The 19,158-nt window shown below is 41.7% G+C and carries 19 protein-coding genes; 9 read left to right on the forward strand and 10 right to left on the reverse strand.

The genetic code is table 11. The annotated features are described in order from the left end of the window. The first annotated feature begins 101 nt into the window (after positions 1-101). Complete coding sequence (trmA, locus tag E0H88_RS09670; protein WP_131274010.1) at positions 102-1,184, forward strand: tRNA (uridine(54)-C5)-methyltransferase TrmA; 1,083 nt, start codon at positions 102-104, stop codon at positions 1,182-1,184. 243 nt (positions 1,185-1,427) lie between these two features. Next, positions 1,428-1,658 (forward strand): hypothetical protein, encoded by a 231-nt coding sequence (locus E0H88_RS09675; RefSeq protein WP_092819423.1) that lies wholly within the window; start codon positions 1,428-1,430, stop codon positions 1,656-1,658. Between the two features lie 80 nt (positions 1,659-1,738). Here E0H88_RS09675 and E0H88_RS09680 read toward each other — a convergent pair whose 3' ends face one another. Further along, positions 1,739-2,512 (reverse strand): phosphodiester glycosidase family protein, encoded by a 774-nt coding sequence (locus E0H88_RS09680; RefSeq protein ID WP_131274011.1) that lies wholly within the window; start codon positions 2,510-2,512, stop codon positions 1,739-1,741. Between the two features lie 147 nt (positions 2,513-2,659). On the opposite strand from E0H88_RS09680, the gene E0H88_RS09685 reads away from it, so the two are divergent. Further along, positions 2,660-3,193, forward strand: a complete 534-nt coding sequence (locus tag E0H88_RS09685) for a lecithin retinol acyltransferase family protein (protein ID WP_092819421.1) — start codon at positions 2,660-2,662, stop codon at positions 3,191-3,193. Between the two features lie 153 nt (positions 3,194-3,346). Here the strand turns inward: E0H88_RS09685 and E0H88_RS09690 are convergent, their stop codons facing one another. Beyond that, positions 3,347-3,808 (reverse strand): SRPBCC domain-containing protein, encoded by a 462-nt coding sequence (locus E0H88_RS09690; protein WP_131274012.1) that lies wholly within the window; start codon positions 3,806-3,808, stop codon positions 3,347-3,349. A 291-nt stretch (positions 3,809-4,099) separates the two neighbouring features. Next, the gene (locus E0H88_RS09695; RefSeq protein WP_131274013.1) at positions 4,100-5,818 is read right to left on the reverse strand and encodes a glutamine--tRNA ligase/YqeY domain fusion protein; all 1,719 of its coding nucleotides are present in this window, start codon (positions 5,816-5,818) and stop codon (positions 4,100-4,102) included. 165 nt (positions 5,819-5,983) lie between these two features. Between E0H88_RS09695 and E0H88_RS09700 the strand changes: the two genes are divergently transcribed. Further along, positions 5,984-6,493 carry a peptidylprolyl isomerase gene (locus E0H88_RS09700; protein ID WP_092819418.1) on the forward strand — a complete coding sequence of 170 codons (510 nt, stop codon included), beginning with the start codon at positions 5,984-5,986 and terminating at the stop codon, positions 6,491-6,493. Between the two features lie 163 nt (positions 6,494-6,656). Continuing rightward, entirely contained in the window at positions 6,657-7,376 is a 720-nt protein-coding gene (locus E0H88_RS09705; RefSeq protein WP_131274014.1) for a UDP-2,3-diacylglucosamine diphosphatase, read from the forward strand. 261 nt (positions 7,377-7,637) lie between these two features. Here E0H88_RS09705 and hpaI read toward each other — a convergent pair whose 3' ends face one another. Then, positions 7,638-8,435, reverse strand: a complete 798-nt coding sequence (gene hpaI / locus E0H88_RS09710; protein WP_165493309.1) for a 4-hydroxy-2-oxoheptanedioate aldolase — start codon at positions 8,433-8,435, stop codon at positions 7,638-7,640. A gap of 265 nt (positions 8,436-8,700) precedes the next feature. Here hpaI and nfsB point away from each other — a divergent pair, with 265 nt between their 5' ends. Beyond that, the gene (gene nfsB / locus E0H88_RS09715; RefSeq protein ID WP_131274015.1) at positions 8,701-9,354 is read left to right on the forward strand and encodes an oxygen-insensitive NAD(P)H nitroreductase; all 654 of its coding nucleotides are present in this window, start codon (positions 8,701-8,703) and stop codon (positions 9,352-9,354) included. 693 nt (positions 9,355-10,047) lie between these two features. Here nfsB and E0H88_RS09730 read toward each other — a convergent pair. From E0H88_RS09730 to E0H88_RS09745, 4 genes are all read right to left on the reverse strand, one after another. Next, positions 10,048-10,914, reverse strand: coding sequence for an EamA family transporter (locus E0H88_RS09730; RefSeq protein WP_131274018.1), 867 nt, complete (start codon positions 10,912-10,914; stop codon positions 10,048-10,050). A gap of 95 nt (positions 10,915-11,009) precedes the next feature. Continuing rightward, a complete protein-coding gene (gene fba / locus E0H88_RS09735) occupies positions 11,010-12,047 on the reverse strand; it encodes a class II fructose-bisphosphate aldolase (protein WP_131274019.1) in 1,038 nt (345 codons plus the stop codon). A gap of 122 nt (positions 12,048-12,169) precedes the next feature. Then, the gene (locus E0H88_RS09740; protein WP_131274020.1) at positions 12,170-12,442 is read right to left on the reverse strand and encodes a hypothetical protein; all 273 of its coding nucleotides are present in this window, start codon (positions 12,440-12,442) and stop codon (positions 12,170-12,172) included. 147 nt (positions 12,443-12,589) lie between these two features. Further along, positions 12,590-13,777 (reverse strand): phosphoglycerate kinase, encoded by a 1,188-nt coding sequence (locus E0H88_RS09745; protein WP_131274021.1) that lies wholly within the window; start codon positions 13,775-13,777, stop codon positions 12,590-12,592. A 141-nt stretch (positions 13,778-13,918) separates the two neighbouring features. Between E0H88_RS09745 and E0H88_RS09750 the strand changes: the two genes are divergently transcribed. From E0H88_RS09750 to E0H88_RS09760, 3 genes are all read left to right on the forward strand, one after another. Continuing rightward, positions 13,919-14,302 carry a DUF2237 family protein gene (locus E0H88_RS09750; protein WP_086196374.1) on the forward strand — a complete coding sequence of 128 codons (384 nt, stop codon included), beginning with the start codon at positions 13,919-13,921 and terminating at the stop codon, positions 14,300-14,302. Continuing rightward, positions 14,302-14,895 carry a Maf family protein gene (locus E0H88_RS09755; protein WP_131274022.1) on the forward strand — a complete coding sequence of 198 codons (594 nt, stop codon included), beginning with the start codon at positions 14,302-14,304 and terminating at the stop codon, positions 14,893-14,895. The genes E0H88_RS09750 and E0H88_RS09755 overlap by 1 nt, the downstream gene beginning before the upstream one ends. Positions 14,896-15,141: 246 nt before the next feature. After that, positions 15,142-16,311 carry a ribosomal protein uL16 3-hydroxylase gene (locus E0H88_RS09760; protein ID WP_092819407.1) on the forward strand — a complete coding sequence of 390 codons (1,170 nt, stop codon included), beginning with the start codon at positions 15,142-15,144 and terminating at the stop codon, positions 16,309-16,311. A gap of 237 nt (positions 16,312-16,548) precedes the next feature. Here the strand turns inward: E0H88_RS09760 and E0H88_RS09765 are convergent, their stop codons facing one another. Together E0H88_RS09765 and E0H88_RS09770 are read right to left on the reverse strand one after the other, a co-directional pair. Continuing rightward, the gene (locus E0H88_RS09765) at positions 16,549-18,429 is read right to left on the reverse strand and encodes a sensor histidine kinase (RefSeq protein ID WP_131274023.1); all 1,881 of its coding nucleotides are present in this window, start codon (positions 18,427-18,429) and stop codon (positions 16,549-16,551) included. Beyond that, positions 18,426-19,109, reverse strand: coding sequence for a response regulator (locus E0H88_RS09770; protein WP_131274024.1), 684 nt, complete (start codon positions 19,107-19,109; stop codon positions 18,426-18,428). Before E0H88_RS09770 ends, E0H88_RS09765 begins: the two co-directional genes overlap by 4 nt. Positions 19,110-19,158 lie beyond the last annotated feature (49 nt).

Below are 19,158 nucleotides of genomic sequence, written 5' to 3' on the forward strand. Positions count from 1 at the left end.
AAACTGTATATTTCTGCTGCTTATTGGGGAATAAGTTTAGTCATCTGATGCAAACTTTGTTACCATCCCTGTTTTCAATGTGTTTGTGATTTTTACTGCATATGACTTCAGCTTATCAGTTACAACTTGATGCCAAGATTGCACGTATTTCTGCTCAATTTGCCGAGTTTAATCCTCCTTCTTTAGAAGTATTTCCGTCGCCTGAACAAAACTTCCGTATGCGCGCAGAATTCCGTATTTGGCATACTGATGACGATATGTTCTATGCGATGTTTGAACGCAGTGAAGATCAGCAAAAACAGGTCATTCGCATTGACGAATTCCCGATTGCGGATAAAAGCATTAATCAGCTGATGCCAATTTTGCTGCAAGAACTCAAAAGCAATGCGGTATTGTCTAAACGCTTGTTTGAAGTTCACTTTTTGGCGACATTAAAAGGGGAAATGCTGGTTTCATTGGTTTATCGCTGTCCGCTGGATGCCGAATGGGAAAGCTTGGCAAAACAGCTGGCTGAAAAACTGAAAATCAAAATTATTGGCCGTAGCCGCGGTCAAAAAGTGGTCTTAAGTGATGAGTTTGTCGTAGAAGAACTTCAGGTATTTGAGCGTACTTATCAATACAAGCAGATCGAAAGCAGCTTTACCCAGCCGAATGCACAAGTCTGCCAAAAAATGCTGGAATGGGCATGTAATGCTGCTGAACAGTCAGATAAAGACCTACTGGAATTGTACTGCGGTAACGGTAATTTCACCCTGCCACTATCCACCAGGTTCAAGCGCGTACTGGCAACCGAACTGGCCAAATCATCGGTCTATGCGGCACAGTGGAATATTGAACACAACCAGATTGACAATATTCAGGTAGCCCGTTTGTCGGCTGAAGAATTTACCGAGGCCTATAATGGAGAACGTGAATTCCGCCGCTTGCAGGAAGCGGAAATCGACATTACCAGCTATGACTTCGATACGGTATTTGTTGATCCGCCACGTGCCGGCATTGACGATGAAACATTAAAACTGCTGCAGCGTTTTGAACGGATCATTTATATCTCATGTAATCCGGATACTTTAGAGGACAATTTAAAGACCTTATCACATACGCATAAAGTGACCAAATTTGCGATGTTTGACCAGTTCCCCTACACCCATCACGTCGAGTCGGGTGTGTTGCTGGAAAAGATTTAAACAATTTATTTCATTTTTAGTTTTATATACAAATGAAGCTCAACTGAGCTTCATTTTTTATGATATTGAAAATTAAATGTTTACAAACCTTCATCTGGCAGTAACTGTCATAATCCCGTTAAATTATTGTGTCAGAATCGGAAAAATTTGTGTCTAATTGCTGCTTTTATCACTGTTATAGGCTTGTATTCCTCAAAAAACTGGATATATTTCGATCTATGTTAGGTTGCATATGAAGGCTCTATGAGTTTTTGGCAAAAGCTGTTTTCTGCTAATCAACAGCACAACGAACACAAGAATCAGATTTCCTGTGTCGAAAATGATTGCTCTTGTAAATCGAATGAACAATTGATCGAAGCTTTAACGAAAGCAACAGATGAAAAAGTCATCATTGGAATTAAGAAAGTCTTAATTTCAAGAGGTTATAGCCGTAAAGAGTTAAATGAATTACAGCATCTACCACTTCAACAATAGAGTCTAAACCCTCTAAATAAAGGCATTTAGTTCACTGAATGCCTTTTTATTTGCCCTTTTTTAATGGCTGGCGAATTTCATTATTCAGTAGAACAGTTCTGTTGCTCGATATAGGCCACCATCGGCCCTAAATTAAACAATGAGTCGGAACGCTTTAACTGCGGAATATAGGCACTTGAGATTGAACCGTCCAAATACAAGGCATTTTGCACCTTAAGCTGTTGTTGAAAAAATTGTGCAAATTGATAAAAACTGACTGCATTGCGACTGATCACAAAATATAAGCTTTGATCTTTAATCCCGACAGCATTACGGATTTTCAACGAGTCTGAATCTTTTAGAAAATTGAGATTTATCTGCCCGTCAATCACCAGCATCGGTCCCGATTGAGTCGCGTATTCGGCATTAAAATTGAGCTTTTGATAATCTTCGGTCTTGGCAATCAGGCTGTGATGCCGATTCCAGGCCAATACCCCATTAGGTTGCAGATGAAAATTTCCATAAGCCTGTTTTACCATGTTGAGTTTTTGCTGTTGCCGAGATGCTTCAATATATAAGCCGACCGGAGAATAGTCCGCATGATACATCCCGGCGTTCATGGCAAAAAGCAGCTTTTCACATGGTTTCAGCTGCTTTGCCAAAGCCTTGAATTTAGCTAGCGGTTGATGGGTTTGGTTATCATTTAAAAACAGGCGCAAGTTTTGTGGCTGATCTATTTTGACCACATCAACATCTACCCCTTCATTTTGCCAGCGCTGGATATGGAGGTCGGCATAAGTGAGGTTAGTAAAACTGAGTAAAGCGATAACTGCACATTTTATTAACAATACTTTCTTCATGTTGTTGTGGCTCATGAGTTATGCTGAGTCCAGACATTATATACTGCGATGTAATTGATATATAAAAGCCTGTCAACTTAGTGAAATAGTCGATTCTTTTATAAAGAAGCAGTAAACTACATCAACAAAACATATTTGTAACTTTATTGGCTAAACGTCAACATGCAACAGCAGAAAATACGATTTCCTTTAGGGGCACATCTTATCGTTAAACACTTTGGATATTCTCATCACGGCATTTATGCAGGTCGTGGCCGGGTTATTCACTATTCCGGTTTTGCCCATTTATTTAAGAAACGCCCCATTGAAATCACCTCACTGGAAAAATTCAGTTTTGGTAAAACCATTATTATCCAGCAATATAACAATCCTAAATTTCGTGGCCGTAAAGTGGTACGGCGTATGCGTTCACGCATGAATGAAAACCAGTATCATCTGATTATTAACAATTGCGAACACTTGTGTACCTGGGCCATTACCGGTGTAGAAAGCAGCCCTCAAGTCATCCGCATGATGAACCGTCTAACCACCATTGGTTATGTCAGCTCTCTCATGAGTTTTATGAACAGCATGCTGCTGACCCTCACCACCACCTGTTTTGCATTGGTGTTGTACATCAAGAAAAAGTTACGTGATAAGGCAAAAAAACGGATTCCGCATTATCTCTGGCTAAAAGAACAGAATCCCAAGCAGTGATTGCACCGGCTCGTTTCTCATTGCAGGATAAAATTTAAATTGCCCATAGACATCCAGATCTTTTAGCCAGTTTCAACTTCAAGGAGATGACTTCTCCATATACCCCATATGCATAGCAACGAACCACCAATCAATAACAGTTGATCCTTAGGTTTAGATCACCCCCATTTCAACAAATGGCGGAAACTTGTCATTGACCAGATTTAACTGCGCTCCATATTCCAGATAAGCCTTACAGCCATCCAGCACAGTGGTTAAACCGCCTGTTTGCTCAATCACAAAAGCAATTAAGTCTGAGCCTTCTAAAGAGATATCATAATTGCGAATCCGAAGATAAGTTTCTTGTGCGGTTAATTTCTCAAAAATAAAGTCTACCGTACTCTTGGGCTCTCCCCAGATCATCTGGATCAGTTCATTGTTAATCAACTGTTCGACATACACACTGCTGGTCACTTCATATTTTTCCCAATACCAGTCTACTGTTGTGTTTTCAATCAAGGGGCCTGTAGATGAAGTAAACCAGAACTTGCTGGTGATTTCGGGATCAACAAAGGCATTAAACACCTCTGCAACCGGTTTACGAATTAACATTTGGGTTTCTATGACAACGCTCATTTTTATTCCCCTCAGCCTGTTGTTTTAGTGATCGCTGTGCTTACGTTCTTATTGAATATTATTTTTCGCAGAATAAACAGTCCTCGTTAATAAGATCACACAATAAACTGGCTACCGTCAGCACTGGTCATTTTATGCTTACGAAAAAGCCCAACCGAAGTTGAGCTTTTAGCATATTTATTTCAATTCATTTTTAGCTGTTTCACGGCTAGCTTATTACTCACAGTTTCATCTCTTGCGGCCGGGCAAATGCGCCTTATCTGGCGCAAGATGAAAGGGTGTAACTTATCCTTACTTAGGCTTAAAGCTGTCTTTTAAGTCCAGAATGCGGTTAAACACTGGTTTTGCTGCTGTGTGATCATATTGATCTGCCACGAAATAACCTTCGCGTTCAAACTGGAAACGGTCTTCAGGCTTGGCTTCAGCCAGTGCAGGTTCAATCACCGCTTGAACTGTCTGTAATGAGTCAGGATTCAAGTTGGCAAGAAAGTCATCGCCCACTTCCGGGTCAGATTCAGTGAATAAACGGTCGTAGATACGGACCTCAGCAGGCACACCCTTGGTTGCAGAAACCCAGTGAATTACGCCTTTCACCTTACGGCCTTCCGGGTTCTTGCCTAAAGTTTCCGGATCAATTGAACATTTCAGTTCAACCACTTCACCGTTTTCATCCTTAATCACTTCATCGCATTTGATCACGTAAGCATGACGTAAACGTACTTCACCATCTGGAATCAAGCGTTTAAAGCCTTTCGGCGGTACTTCTTCAAAGTCTTTACGGTCAATGTAAATTTCAGAGCTTAACGGAATGATACGGTCACCCATGTCGACGTTCGGATGACGTGCATGAGTCAAATCCATATCTTCAGGCAAGTTGGTTAAAGTCACTTTCAGTGGATTCAACACAGCCATGCCGCGTGCAGCGGTATTTTCCAAAGACTGACGGATGCAGTATTCCAGCATTGCCACATCGACAATACCGTCAGACTTCGACACACCCACACGTTTACAGAAATCACGCAGACCTTCAGGCGTGAAACCGCGGCGGCGCATACCCACAACCGTTGGCATACGTGGATCGTCCCAACCTTGTACAAAGCCGCCTTCTACCAGTTTACGCAGCTTACGCTTCGAGGTAATGGTGTAATCGACATTTAAACGGCTCGATTCGTACTGGTGCGGAACGGCTGGAGATTTCACCTTCTCCACAATCCAGTCATAGAATGGACGGTGATCCTGGAATTCCAGGGTACATAAAGAGTGAGTCACACCTTCAATGGCATCGGATAATGGATGCGCATAGTCATACATCGGGTACATTTTCCATTTATCACCCGTCTGATGATGTTCAGAGTGCAATACCCGGTACATGATTGGATCACGCATATGCACGTTTGGAGAAGCCATATCAATTTTGGCACGCAGTACTGCCTGACCTTCGCCCAGTTCGCCATTACGCATTTGTTCAAAACGCGCCAGGTTTTCTTCTACAGTCGCGTCACGGAATGGAGAGTTTTTGCCCGGTTCTACAAATGAACCGCGGTTTAACTTGATTTCTTCAGGTGTTTGCAAATCTACATAGGCATCGCCCTGTTCAATCAGTTGCACTGCCCATGTGTACAGTTGATCGAAATAGCTTGATGCATAGCGAGGTTCACCATTCCAGTTAAAACCGAGCCATTTTACATCGTTGGCAATACCATCCACATATTCTTGTTCTTCTGCGTCCGGGTTGGTATCGTCAAAACGCAAGTTACATAAACCGTCAAATTCTTGCGCAATACCGAAGTTCAAACAAATCGCTTTCACATGACCAATATGCAGATAACCATTCGGTTCCGGTGGGAAACGCGTGATCACTTGCTGGGTACGGCCTGCTGCCAAATCGTCAGTAATGACCTGGCGTACAAAATCTAAGCCAGGCTGTTGTTCTTGCTGCGCAGCATCGACAGGTTGAGTACTTGTTGTCGGGTTATTTGGCAGGGATGAAACAACATCATTCGGCTTCATAGTTGATAAATCACTTCTATAAGATAAAATAGGATAATTAAAACGCTTTTCTCCATTTTTAACAAAGAAAATAACGTTTTTGCTTGCCTTGTAGTTTACAGTTTGCTTATGCTTCTCTCAACCAAAAACCCATGGCTTTTTTGTCCATGATCAGGAGATTATAGAATGAGTTTTCCTCAAGTCGAATTAAACACCAATAAAGGACGTATTGTTCTTGAACTTAACTCAGAAAAAGCACCTAAAACTGTTGCTAACTTTTTGGAATATGTTCGTGATGGTTTTTATGATGGCGTAATTTTCCACCGTGTTATTGACGGTTTCATGATCCAGGGCGGTGGCATGGATGAAAATTTCAAAGAAAAAGCAACGCGTGATTCAATTGAAAACGAAGCAGACAACGGTCTAAGCAATGACGAAGGTACAATCGCTATGGCGCGTACCCAAGCACCTCACTCTGCTTCTGCGCAGTTCTTCATTAACGTGAAAAACAACGCTTTCCTTAACCACACAGGTAAAACAGCTCAAGGCTGGGGTTATGCCGTATTTGGTAAAGTAGTTGAAGGTATGGATGTCGTAAACGAAATCAAAGGCGTTCGCACAGGTAACCGTGGCTACCACGCTGACGTTCCTCTTGAGAACGTTGTGATTGAATCTGCAAAAATCATTGCTGAATAAAAATCCCTCCTAACTTCCCTGAGCGAGTTTTAAAGCACTGCTTTTAAAACGAAGCGCAAGAAAGAGAAGAACTTCTATCTCTTTATAAAGATAGAAAGTCCCTCTTTATCAAAGATGGGTGAGGAGCATTGCTCCGCAAGGGAGATTTAAAAAAGGAATATACGTGACCTATCTGTTTATCTCTGATTTACATTTGTCACCTGAACACCCTCGACTCGTTCGGGGGTTTTTGGATTTATTAGACAGTTATAAAGACAAAAATACCCAGCTCTATATTTTGGGTGACTGGTTTAATGCCTGGATTGGCGATGACTATACAGCCCCCTGGCTCGATGACATTGTACATGCCCTGCAAAAGTTTCATCAGGCCGGCAATCAGGTATATTTTCAGGCTGGCAACCGTGATTTCGCACTCGGCAAAAAATTCTTAAAACAATTTCATGGCAGATTGCTGTCTGAACCCGCCATTTTAAAAATATCCGACACCACATACCGTTTAGAACATGGCGACCTACTCTGCACCGATGATGTGTCCTACCAAAAATTCCGCAAGATCATTCGCAATCCATTGCTTTTAGGTTTTTTAAAACGCATGCCTTTAAGTTTTCGGCAAAAACTGGCCAATGGTTTCCGTAAAAAAAGTGCTGAAACCAAGCAAGTCAAATCTTATGACATTATGGATGTAAATCAATTCGCGGTGAAAGTTGCCTTAGAACATGTTGACGTATTAATTCATGGTCATACACATCGCCCTGCGATACATGATGTTCAGGCTAAAAAAAGGATTGTGCTGGGGGACTGGCGCGAACATTCGGCACAGATTCTAGAAATTAATCCTGAACAAAAAAATGTAAAATTAGAATTAAAGACCTGGGCTTATTAGATATAAATTTCCATAATCAGCTGTTATCCCTCGACTATGTCATTCACAACCTGTCCAGAACTAAGAGCTAATGTTTCTGCGATGAGAAAATTTAGCTGACCAAAAGTAAAACCAGCTTTGTAAATGACAAAGGCTTTGGGTTTCATGAGGCCATACTTTTCAAGGCAAAACCAAAAAAGCACCCACAGAACTCCTGACCTTACAATTACAGCTGGTAGGAGTCCATCAGGTACAATTTGAAGCGATATAAAATATTAAAAATTAATACCCACCTTCAGATTTAACCACTTCAGTACCATCTTTGTATTTGGCTAAAAGTTCACGCAGAGAGTTCATCAAGACACTGGTATCTACACCCACCGCAACAAACTCGGTACCCAAATCAATATATTTTTGCGTCACTTCATGCGCAGTCGATAGAATTCCCGCTGCTTTACCTGATGCCCGAATGCGTTGAATGGCATCTATTACGGCTTTTTGTACTTCCGGATGATTCGGATTACCCTGATAACCCATGGTCGCAGACAAATCTACAGCGCCAATAAACACGCCATCAATGCCATCCACTTTTAAAATCTCGTCCAGATTTTCCAGACCTGTTACTGATTCAATCTGAATCAGCAGGCAAATATTTTCATGCGCTTTGGCATAATAGTCAGGAATGCTGTTCCAGCGCGTCGCACGTGCCAGTGCCGCTCCCACGCCACGAATCCCCTCTGGCGGATAACGTACCGCTTTCACCATTAGCTCCGCCTGCTCAACCGTTTCCACCATGGGAATCAATAAAGTTTGTGCCCCAATATCCAAAAGCTGCTTAATCAGCTGTACGCTGCCAATGGGTGGACGCACCACGGCTTGTGAAGGATAAGCCGCAATACTTTGCAATTGAGAGAGTGTGGTTCTTAAATCGCTCGGTGCATGTTCACCGTCAATCAGCAACCAGTCATAGCCCGCATTGGCCGCAATTTCAGTTCCATAAGCATCTGCCAAACCCACCCATAAGCCAATCTGCTGTTGGGTTTTTAATCTTCTTTTAAAATGGTTTGTATCATCTATCATTGTCTGACTCGGTCTACAGGCGATGTAATTATTCGATTAAACGTGATTTAACAAAAAGTACCAATATAGATTTCGTATTTTATCATTGTATATAGCTATTAATAATTCATTTTATTAAGTTTTTATTCTATGCCACCATCAATACCGGCATTCTTTATCTTAGGATACTTTATCTCAGGATATAAATTATCTAAAAATTCTTCCAAGCCATTTCAGCCAGGAATCAGGTAAAATCATTAAAAATTTAATAGTGGAAATGTCACTCATGGATTTATTAAACATTTCAAAAACACGTTACACCACCAAAGCATATGATGCTTCCAAAAAAATTCCCCAGGAACAATTTGAACGTTTACTGGAAATCCTGCGTCTCACGCCATCCTCCATCAATATTCAACCCTGGCATTTTTTTATTGCCGATCATCAAGCTGCCAAAGAGCGCATTGCCAAGGCTTTAGTGGGTAAATATGCTTACAATGCCCCTAAAGTCTTAGATTCTTCTCACACCATTCTGTTCTGTACCAAAGCAGATATCAGTGAACAGCATTTAGATACCCTGCTTACTCAGGATGATGTCAGTGGCCGTTTTAAAGATGAAAAAGCCAAACAGGGTCAGAAAGACAGCCGCAGCGGATATGTGGATTATTACCGTAATGAAAAAGGTGATATTCAGCGCTGGGCAGAAAATCAGACCTTTATTGCGTTAGGTCAACTACTGCTGGCCGCAGGTATTGAAGGAGTTGATGCCACGCCTATTGGCGGATTTGATGAACAGATCATCCGCCAGGAACTGGAATTAGATGAAAAAGGTTTAATTCCGTCGGTGATTATGACCCTGGGCTACCGTAGTGAAAATGATTTCAACGCTCAATTACCCAAGTCACGTCTGAGCCGTGAAGAAATTTTCACCAAGCTGTGATTAAAAAAATTACAATAAAAGGGGCTTATGAGCCCCTTCCATGTCATTTCGGGACTTATTTTTGCAACAGGACTCAGGTATATTGGCAAAAAAATAAACGGTAGTCCCCGATCATGCCTCCATCTATTAAAATGCCGATAAAATTTGAATGTCCTTCTTGCCAAACGGTTTACATGCACAAATACAGCCCAGATGCTATTTTGACCTCTTATCCTACCTGCCCTGATTGTCAGCAACCCGGTCAACTGCAGGGCACAATTGAAATGCAAGATCTATTCAAACATCCTGTTGTTCTGGTCAACTACTATTGGAAAGATACCTTACAGCGCTTTCAACGCTTGTGATTGATTTTATGTCCTTATTTTATAAATATTAAAATCCTGAATATACGACGCATTGAAATGCGCTGTATATTTTGATTTTCATTATTTCGCTGACGATTTTATGGTCTGCTTTTTGCTTTAAACCTATTTATAACGATTAAAATTTTTAAGAGGTTCCGCATGTCTTTATTTATCTCCATGCCAATGAAATTTGAGTGTCCTCATTGCCAGCAATATTATCTTCAGCTTTATCAGCAAGAAAATCATCACTATCCTGCCTGCCCTGTCTGTCATCAAAATGGCTTATTATTGGGTCTGGCAGAAAAGCAAGATTTTCTGCAGCATCCTTTCATTTTTGTATCGAGTTATATCAGACAGACATGGCATAAGCTAAGCAAATAACACTTACCAAACCTAAAGCCAGACCGAATGCTGTTGCAAGTTTCAATTTTTCTTTAAATAGCATTAAGCCACTGAAAGCACCCAAGATCACTACCAGAATATTCATGCCTGCAAACACAATTGCAGGCGTGTCTTTTAATAACATGTGTGCCTTGACATACAGGGCTATATTGGCAAAATTTAAGATTCCCAGCCCCAATCCAGCCAGAATATTTTGACTACTGCCTGCTGTTTTCGTGGTCATGGCAATATAAGCCAATGACAGAATAAAGGCACAGATAAACATCAAGTTTAGTGCCACGGCAAACTGTACACCCAACCCAGTGGTGTATTTCAATAACACATCAATCAAGGCATATCCACACCAGACCAATGCCAAATAAAACATGCCTTGCCTGGTGGCAACGGATTGACCCGACTCTGCCTGATGATGTGAAAATAGAATACTCAACACTGCTGCAATACCTAAACCGATACCGACCATTTTCAGGGTATTAAACTGTTCCTGAAAAATAAAAAATGCTGCCAACAGCGACAAGACTACAGATAAACGCTGGGCGATTTCAGTTTTTACAATACCAGCATATTGCAAGGATTTCGCCAGACACAAGAAAATACTCGGCAGTAACACACCCAGCGCTACAATCAGCCACCACGGCGTATCTATAACTGAGATATGCTGTAAATCCGGCTTAAACCACAGATAACACAACAGACTCGCGGAAGCATAATTCCAGACAATCATCTGCAAGGCATCAAAACCTTTGGCTTTGCATAGTTTTAAAAGAATAGAGATGACGACACTACAGCACGCTGCAGCCAATATAAGTTCCATCTTTTGGATATTTTCCTTATTTATAATGGATCAAGAATTAGATACAAAAAAGCCCACAATCATTGTGGGCTTTTGATTATAGATAATCTTGAAGATTATTTATAACGACTGACCATTTTCTCTAAAGAAATTGGACGAATCTTGTCTGCATGACCTGCAGTACCGAACGCTGTATAACGATCTACACAGATTTGTTTCATTGCAACAATAGTTTCTGCAAAGAATTTACGTGGATCGAATTCGCTTGGTTTTTCAGCCATCATACGGCGCATTGCACCCGTCGATGCCAAACGCAAGTCCGTGTCGATATTGATTTTACGAACACCGTGTTTGATTGCTTCAACCAGTTGTTCAACAGGCACACCATAAGTTTCTTTGATGTCGCCGCCAAATTGATTGATTACAGCCAACCATTCTTGTGGCACAGAGCTTGAACCGTGCATGACAAGGTGGGTATTTGGTAATGCCGCATGAATTTCTTTAATACGGTCAATCGCCAGGATGTCGCCTGTAGGTGGACGCGTGAATTTGTAAGCACCGTGTGAAGTACCTACCGCAATCGCCAACGCATCTACATCGGTATCAGCAACAAACGAACGTGCTTCTTCTACAGAAGTCAGCAGTTGAGAATGGTCAAGTACGCCTTCTGCGCCTACGCCATCTTCTTCACCCGCCATACCGGTTTCAAGGCTACCCAGGCAGCCAATTTCACCTTCAACCGAAACGCCACAAGCGTGCGCCATTTGAACAGTACGGCGAGTCACATCTACGTTGTATTCGTATGAAGTTGGGGTTTTGCCATCTTCACCCAAAGAACCGTCCATCATGACAGATGAGAAGCCCAATTGGATAGAACGTTGGCATACGTCAGGACTTGTACCGTGGTCTTGATGCATTACCACTGGAATGTGTGGCCATTCTTCAATCGCAGCTAAAATCAGGTGACGCAAGAATGGAGCACCTGCATATTTACGGGCACCCGCGGATGCTTGCACAATGACAGGTGAATTTGTTTCGTCTGCGGCCAACATAATTGCACGCATTTGTTCTAAATTGTTTACGTTGAACGCTGGTACGCCGTAGTTGTGTTCTGCAGCGTGATCCAAGAGCTGGCGCATTGAGATTAGAGCCATAATATCCTCCCAGGTAATGCGCCATATTCTACATGGACTCAGGTTTCAATTCAGCAACTAAACACACTATTTCAAAAAAAATCCCTGCTTATGCAGGGACTTTTAGATCAAAAAACACAAACTTACTGTGCAGTTGCTGTAGAAGCAGCTTCATCGGTAGCGGCAGTCGCTTCATCTGCTGGTGCATTTGCCACTTCAGCAGGTACATCGGTATTTTTTTCATCCAGGACAGGCTTATCCAGTGCATCAATCGCTTTTTGCTGTTCTGGTGTGATTTGCTCATCCGCTGCTGCAGAAGCGGCAGTTTCAGTTTTAGGTGCTTCATCTTTTTTGGCACAGGCAGTCAAAGCCAAAGGTAAAATCACAAGTGCTGCAAGTGTTAATTTTAAATTCATCAGATTTTCCTACCACAGGAGATTTAATGAACGGAATTTTATTGCAGTTATATTGCATTTTTATGACTAAAAAATGAATCACTGAAGTGAAAGAGGAATGAAAAAAGGCTGACCGAAGCCAACCTTTTCTATTTTTAAAAGAATGTATTAAGCACGTTCTAAAAGCACAGCAACCGCCGGAAGTGTTTTACCTTCAACAAATTCAAGGAATGCACCACCACCAGTAGAGATATAGCCAATCTGGTCTGCAACGTTGTATTTATCAATTGCCGCTAAAGTATCGCCACCACCTGCAATTGAGAAACCGTCAGATTCTGCAATTGCTAAAGAGAGTGCCTTAGTGCCTTCACCAAACTGATCTACTTCAAATACGCCAACAGGACCATTCCAGAGAATCGTTTTAGAGGTTTTCAGAATTTCAGCAAATGCTTTTGCAGTTTCCGGACCCACGTCTAAAATCATGTCGTTGTCTGCAACATCTTCAACTTTTTTCACAACAGCTTTAGCCGCAGCCAATGAACCCAGGAAGTCGTCGAAGTTGATTTCAGAAGCATCTGCAACCACAACGTCAGTTGGAAGCGGGATAGATACTTTTGCTGCAATGGCTTTTGCAGTATCAATCAAATCATTTTCGCACAGTGATTTACCCACGTTATAACCAGCCGCAGCCAGGAAAGTATTGGCAATACCGCCACCTACGATAATTTGATCGCAAATGTCTGAAAGTGAAGTGAGTACGTCAAGCTTAGTTGACACTTTAGAACCCGCAACAATAGCAACCATTGGTTTTTCAGGGGTTTTAAGTGCACGGCCTAAAGCATCCAGTTCTGCTGCAAGTAAAGGACCCGCTGCTGCGACTTTTGCAAAACGTGCCACGCCTTCAGTTGAAGCTTCTGCACGGTGTGCAGTACCGAAGGCATCCATCACAAATACATCGCAAAGTGCTGCATATTTTTGTGCAAGTTCAGGGTTGTTTTTCTTTTCACCTACATTGAAACGGCAGTTTTCAAGCAATACCACTTGACCTGCTGCAACTTCAACACCATCTAAATAATCAGTGAAAAGTTTGACTTCCTGGCCCAAAGCTTCGGTTAAGTACGCTGCAACTGGCGCCAAAGATTGTTCAGGTTTTGGCTCACCTTCAACTGGACGACCAAGGTGTGAATAAACCATCACTGCTGCACCTTTTTCCACGGCCGCTTTAATGGTTGGTAATGCTGCGCGTAAACGTGCATCACTGCTAATTACACCGTTTTTAACAGGAACGTTTAAATCTTCACGAATTAGTACACGCTTACCTGCCAAATCCAGGTCAGTCATACGCTGAAAGTTCATGTATAGCTCACTTTATAGATATAAAAAACGCCCCGATTTTAAATGATTATGTAGAAAAAGGTTAGCATCTTTTGCAGAAAAGCTGTCGAAAGACAAAGTTTTGATTATCATAGTCAAAAGCCACATAATGATTTAGAACTTATGTCTATTCACCCAGATCCAAATATCAATCGCCTGAATGTGTTAGGCGAACCCTTGGCAAGCTGTTGCTACTCTCCTATTACCGGCTATTTTCGTAACGGCTTTTGTCATACGGCCACCACAGATCTCGGTCAGCATACAATGTGTGCACAAATGACCGCTGAGTTTCTGAATTTTTCGCAAAAAGTAGGGAATGACCTGATCACCCCTCTTCCGGAGGTTGATTTTCCAGGTCTAGAACCAGGTGATTTCTGGTGCATTTGTGTGACCCGTTGGGTTGAAGCATATCAGGCTGGTATTGCTCCGCCTATTAAAATACAAGCTTGCCATCAGGCTGTGCTCTCATATGTTCCGCTTGATGTGCTTATGGAATATGCAGTGTAATGAGTACTCCCAAAATTATTTTGGCTTCAAGCAGTCAAACCCGTAAAGACTTGATGAATCGTCTTCGTATTGATTATCAATGTATGGTGCCAGATATCGATGAATCCCCTCGTGGTGAAGACCATGCAGATGAACTGGCGAAACGACTGGCTTTTGAAAAGGCCAACATTATTGCCGAACAATATCCCGAAGCAATCGTGATTGGTTCCGATCAGGTGGCCTGGCGTGAAGGTGCACCCGATATCTTTATTGGCAAACCGTTGACCGTGGAAAAAGCGATCAAGCAGTTACAGGCCAATTCGGACAAAATCGTTTATTTCAGTACCGCATTAAGTGTGCAACAGCAGTCCACTGGCTTTGAAAAAACGCTGGTTGAACACTACAAGGTTAAGTTCCGTAAACTCGGTCATGCTGAAATTGAACGTTATATTGAAGTCGATCAACCTTTAATGTGCGCAGGCAGTTTTAAGTGTGAAAGCCTCGGCATTAGTCTGTTCGAACAGATGACCGGGCAAGATCAAACCACTTTGATGGGTATGCCGATGATTCAGCTATGTCATATCCTGCGTCAGTTGAATGTGCTGGTGCCTTAACCCTAATTTTGCTTAGGCCAATCTTTCCATGACTTGAAAGGTTGGCTTATTTGAGGGTTCCACCCTCCTTGTTCAAACTTTTTCTGCCCAGGATTCATGCCTAGCATTGCGCTATTATCAATAAAAACTTCTCCCATGATTTCACTCCCGTAACACAGTACAAGAAGTCTTGCCAACTGATTTACAACTTGCTCTCACCTGCAACTCCATAGACAATAAGCATAAATTTATAGGTGCTTTTATCTTATGTCCCAGCCTCTAGACGTACTCGGCGGCATCACTGCCGAACAATTCCTTGCCGAATATTGGCAAAAAAAACCTCTCCTTGTTCGTAACGCACTTCCTGAAATTGAAAATATTTTAGTCCCTGACGATGTCATGGAACTGGCGTTAGATGAAAACATTACCGCACGCCTCATCAAGCAAAAAGATAAAGATCCAAACCAATGGTCAGTCAAATCTTCACCTTTGATTAAGGCAGACTTCCAGAAGATGCCAAAACTCTGGACCCTACTGGTTCAGGCGGTAGATCATTATTCATTTGATCTGGCAGAACTGTGGAAGAAATTTCCTTTTATCCCGCAGTGGCGTCGCGATGACATCATGGTGTCATATGCACAAAAAGGAGGTTCTGTCGGTAAACACTTCGATTTTTATGATGTGTTCCTTGTACAGGGTTACGGCCACCGTCGTTGGCAACTGGGACAAATGTGTGATGCCGAAACTGAATTCGTTGAAGGGCAACCTTTAAAGTTACTCCCGGACATGGACGTCAATTTTGATGAGGTGCTTGCCCCGGGTGATTTGCTATACGTACCACCGGGTTTATCGCACTACGGCGTAGCGGAAGATGACTGCCTGACCTTCTCTTTCGGTTTCCGCATGCCGAACGTGGCAGAAATGATGGATCGTGTCAGTGATAAATTTGCTGCTGATCAATTGCTCAAGAACCCGTTAAAAGACATTCTGCGTGACAAAATCAGCCCGATTGGTCAAATCACACAGAATGAACTTGAGTACTTAAAAACTGAACTTTTGGCGCAATTGCAAAATCCGGCCGTGCTTGAAGATGCCCTGATGAGCCTGATGTCAGAACCAAAATATCCTGAAAATATTCCAGAGGCGGAAGCCATTGGTACAGGTGACCTGGAAGAAGCGTTGGATCAGGGCTATTCACTCATGCTCGAGCCGGCATCTCGCCTGCTCTATACTGAAGCTGAAGGTGAACTGCTGTTCTGGGCCAATGGTGAAGGCATTTGTATTTCTGAAGCTTTTTCCCCAATTTTAAAACAGTTGGCGGATGGCGGTTCAGTATTGCTGGATGAAAATCTGTATGATCCAGACATGCTGGAAGACATTGTGAATTTGCTCAATGAATCCATTCTGATGCTGTTACCTGCCGCAGAAGAAGAGTAAACAGCACATAAGGGGGGAAATTCATTTCCCCCCTTATTTTATATTGCAGCATTTCAGATATACAGATTAAAATTTCTCACCGTTCCCAAAAGAAAAATCATTATTCATATTCCCGTTTTTTAATTTAATTTGGGAAAAATCAAAAGTAAAAGCGCTGAAAAAATTCTAATTTTTTGCCGATTTTATAAAATGATGGCATAGCGAATGCTATCTAAAAATCAAGGGAAATTGAATTGCTTATTTCAGCTGAACAATCGCCTGAATGATGGTGCAACCCGGCTCAGAAGATAACTTCAATTCCGCCCCTATGCGCTCCAAACGCATTTTCATACTGCGCATGCCAATACTTAATCCCTGTTGCGCTACACTATCTGCATCAAAACCGACACCGTCATCTTCTATAGTTAAAATAAACTGACGTTCTGTGACATAGACCATCGTTATCTTTACCTGCCTGGCCTGACTATGTTTAATGATATTGGTCAGGCTTTCTTCCATGACCCGTATCAAGGTAAGGCACTGCAAAGCACTCGGCACTGCTTGCCATTCCTGCGGGAAAATCCATTTAGAACGAATGTCCAGCTCATCCATAAGCTGACTAAAACGATGCCTAACGGGTGCCACCCACAGTATGGGATTGACTGGAATTTTATTGTCTGCAGATGAACCACTATCAATAATTTGCCTGAGGTCATCCCTTAATAATTTAAGCATCGATAAAAATTGCTTGTTAGAAATATTATGCGCGCTTTGATCCACTAAAATCATCGAGCGAACCAATGATGCACCCAAACCATCATGCAAATCATGGGATAAATTGATTCTTTCTTGCAGCTTGACATTTTTAAGCTCGAGTTGATGTTTTTCATTTAAACTGGAGCTTAAATCATTACTGACCTGCTGAACTTTCATTTCTAGCTGGGCATTAAATGTTTCAATTTTTTTAACGTTACGTGCCAATCTTGAGCCTAATATAATCACCATAAAAAAGGTAATCACCGGTCCAGTATAGGGAGATAATGGTCGAATATCCGTTACAATCTCACCGGATAATAATAAAAGGTCAAAAATCATAAAAATGACAATAGCGCTTAGGCAAATGGCCAAAAAGATATAATCTGTTCTTTTTGATTGAATGGCTTGGTAACAGACATATAAATAACCGCCCAGAAATACGCCGACATAGATTAAAAATATCAGTCCAAAAACCCAGTAAACGGACTGCTGCGGGGTGAGGAAAATACCTGCAATAATCAGTCCCGTCATTCCTCCAAAAAATGTCTCAACTTTAATAAAGTGCTTCTGGATAAACCTGAATAAATAAATACAGAAACTTAAGACATAAAGAATAAAAAAAGCCAAATTGGCCTGTGCTGCAATTAATACATTGGGATAGGGAAATGTTTCTGTGCTCAGTATATTGGAAATAAAGAGCACCCATAAAAAAGAACTTAAGGCAAACCACCCAAAAGTGCTTTCTTTTCGACGCAAGAGCCAAATAACAAAACAGATCACACCAAAGGTAATGGATAAAATGAGATTAATTAAAAATAAAGTTCGGCGATTCCATACCTGACTTTGATATGACTCATAAATGTTTTGTACATTATTAAAAGAAATCTGGCCAATACCCGGAGACTGAAAAGCCAAGCCATTCACATAAATTAAAATTTCATTTTCACCGCTGTTTAATGCCGATATCGGTAAAATCCAGTAACGCGGCATATTCCAGCTTTTTGACAGCGGTTCCTGTAAATGCTTATCTTTCCAGAGTAAATCGCCGTTTAAATAAACTGCACCCGCAGAATTAATATAATGAATTAAAAAAGCAATCGGCTCGGCAAGTCTGGCCTGATTCTGACATGACCAGCTCCATTGAATCTTATACCAGACTCCGCCATTATAATTTGGCCACCGCTTATTCCATTGATCGGGTAAATCCACAGACTTCCAGCCTTGCTGGGGTAAAATTGTGACTGAACTGGTTTTAACAGTATCAATAGAATGAATGTGCACTGCACATTGTGCATTGATATTTTCAGTTCTTTCCGCATAACTGACTTGACTCAGCAGGCTAAGAACAAAAATTAAAAAATAATGCACAATCAACCGCTTCATAAAATCCCTAAGGATCGTGCTGCACTGACGGCCTTTGTTCTTTTGCTCACCGACAATTTCCGGTAAATATGCTTGATATGACTTTCAACCGTATATTTAGAAACAAAGAGCTGTTCGGCAATTTCCCGGTTACTCATGCCTTGAGCCACCAGATTCAAAATCTCCGTTTCCCGGCCGGTTAACAGTTCCATATCGGCATCTATGATTTTATGATCATCCGCTGGGGGTATGATCGCAGCCGATATCTGTTTTAAAATTTCTTGGGCAATAAAAGGGTCAATTGGCGCACCGCCGCGTAAAATGCTGCGAATAGACAACAGTACTTCTGCATCATCACGTTCTTTCAGGACATAACCTGTCGCACCTGCCTTGATTGCTGAAAATAAGCTTTCCTGAGTACTCCAGGCCGATATCACCAAAATCATGGCATTGCTATCCAGTGCACGCAGCTTTTCAATCAGCTCTATGCCATTGCCGTCAGGAAGCCCCAGATCTACCAAAGCCAGGGAAACAGGTTGCTGCTCTATTTCGGTAAACGCCTGCTGCAAGTTTTTGGCAAAAATGAGCATCTCTTTGCTATAGCCCAATTCTGTCAATATATTTTTTAACCGTTCTTGAATCAGTCCTTCATCTTCAACAATTAAAACTGGAACGGGTAAAATCGTTTCTAATTCTGACACACACCACCCCCCTGTTATAACCGCTTACTATAACGAAAAAAACAATCTC

This window comes from Acinetobacter sp. ANC 4216 (assembly GCF_004331195.1).
In the GTDB taxonomy this organism is placed as follows: domain Bacteria; phylum Pseudomonadota; class Gammaproteobacteria; order Pseudomonadales; family Moraxellaceae; genus Acinetobacter; species Acinetobacter kookii.

Bases quoted from the DNA above. Each gene is read 5' to 3' on its own strand.
- E0H88_RS09730 (WP_131274018.1), bottom strand. From the start codon at position 10,914: ATGGAACTTATATTGGCTGCAGCGTGCTGTAGTGTCGTCATCTCTATT.
- fba (WP_131274019.1), bottom strand. From the start codon at position 12,047: ATGGCTCTAATCTCAATGCGCCAGCTCTTGGATCACGCTGCAGAACAC.
- nfsB (WP_131274015.1), top strand. From the start codon at position 8,701: ATGGATTTATTAAACATTTCAAAAACACGTTACACCACCAAAGCATAT.
- E0H88_RS09680 (WP_131274011.1), bottom strand. From the start codon at position 2,512: ATGAGCCACAACAACATGAAGAAAGTATTGTTAATAAAATGTGCAGTT.
- E0H88_RS09685 (WP_092819421.1), top strand. From the start codon at position 2,660: ATGCAACAGCAGAAAATACGATTTCCTTTAGGGGCACATCTTATCGTT.
- E0H88_RS09700 (WP_092819418.1), top strand. From the start codon at position 5,984: ATGAGTTTTCCTCAAGTCGAATTAAACACCAATAAAGGACGTATTGTT.
- E0H88_RS09765 (WP_131274023.1), bottom strand. From the start codon at position 18,429: ATGAAGCGGTTGATTGTGCATTATTTTTTAATTTTTGTTCTTAGCCTG.
- E0H88_RS09745 (WP_131274021.1), bottom strand. From the start codon at position 13,777: ATGAACTTTCAGCGTATGACTGACCTGGATTTGGCAGGTAAGCGTGTA.
- E0H88_RS09755 (WP_131274022.1), top strand. From the start codon at position 14,302: ATGAGTACTCCCAAAATTATTTTGGCTTCAAGCAGTCAAACCCGTAAA.
- E0H88_RS09740 (WP_131274020.1), bottom strand. From the start codon at position 12,442: ATGAATTTAAAATTAACACTTGCAGCACTTGTGATTTTACCTTTGGCT.
- E0H88_RS09675 (WP_092819423.1), top strand. From the start codon at position 1,428: ATGAGTTTTTGGCAAAAGCTGTTTTCTGCTAATCAACAGCACAACGAA.
- hpaI (WP_165493309.1), bottom strand. From the start codon at position 8,435: ATGATAGATGATACAAACCATTTTAAAAGAAGATTAAAAACCCAACAG.
- E0H88_RS09750 (WP_086196374.1), top strand. From the start codon at position 13,919: ATGTCTATTCACCCAGATCCAAATATCAATCGCCTGAATGTGTTAGGC.
- E0H88_RS09690 (WP_131274012.1), bottom strand. From the start codon at position 3,808: ATGAGCGTTGTCATAGAAACCCAAATGTTAATTCGTAAACCGGTTGCA.
- E0H88_RS09760 (WP_092819407.1), top strand. From the start codon at position 15,142: ATGTCCCAGCCTCTAGACGTACTCGGCGGCATCACTGCCGAACAATTC.
- trmA (WP_131274010.1), top strand. From the start codon at position 102: ATGACTTCAGCTTATCAGTTACAACTTGATGCCAAGATTGCACGTATT.
- E0H88_RS09695 (WP_131274013.1), bottom strand. From the start codon at position 5,818: ATGAAGCCGAATGATGTTGTTTCATCCCTGCCAAATAACCCGACAACA.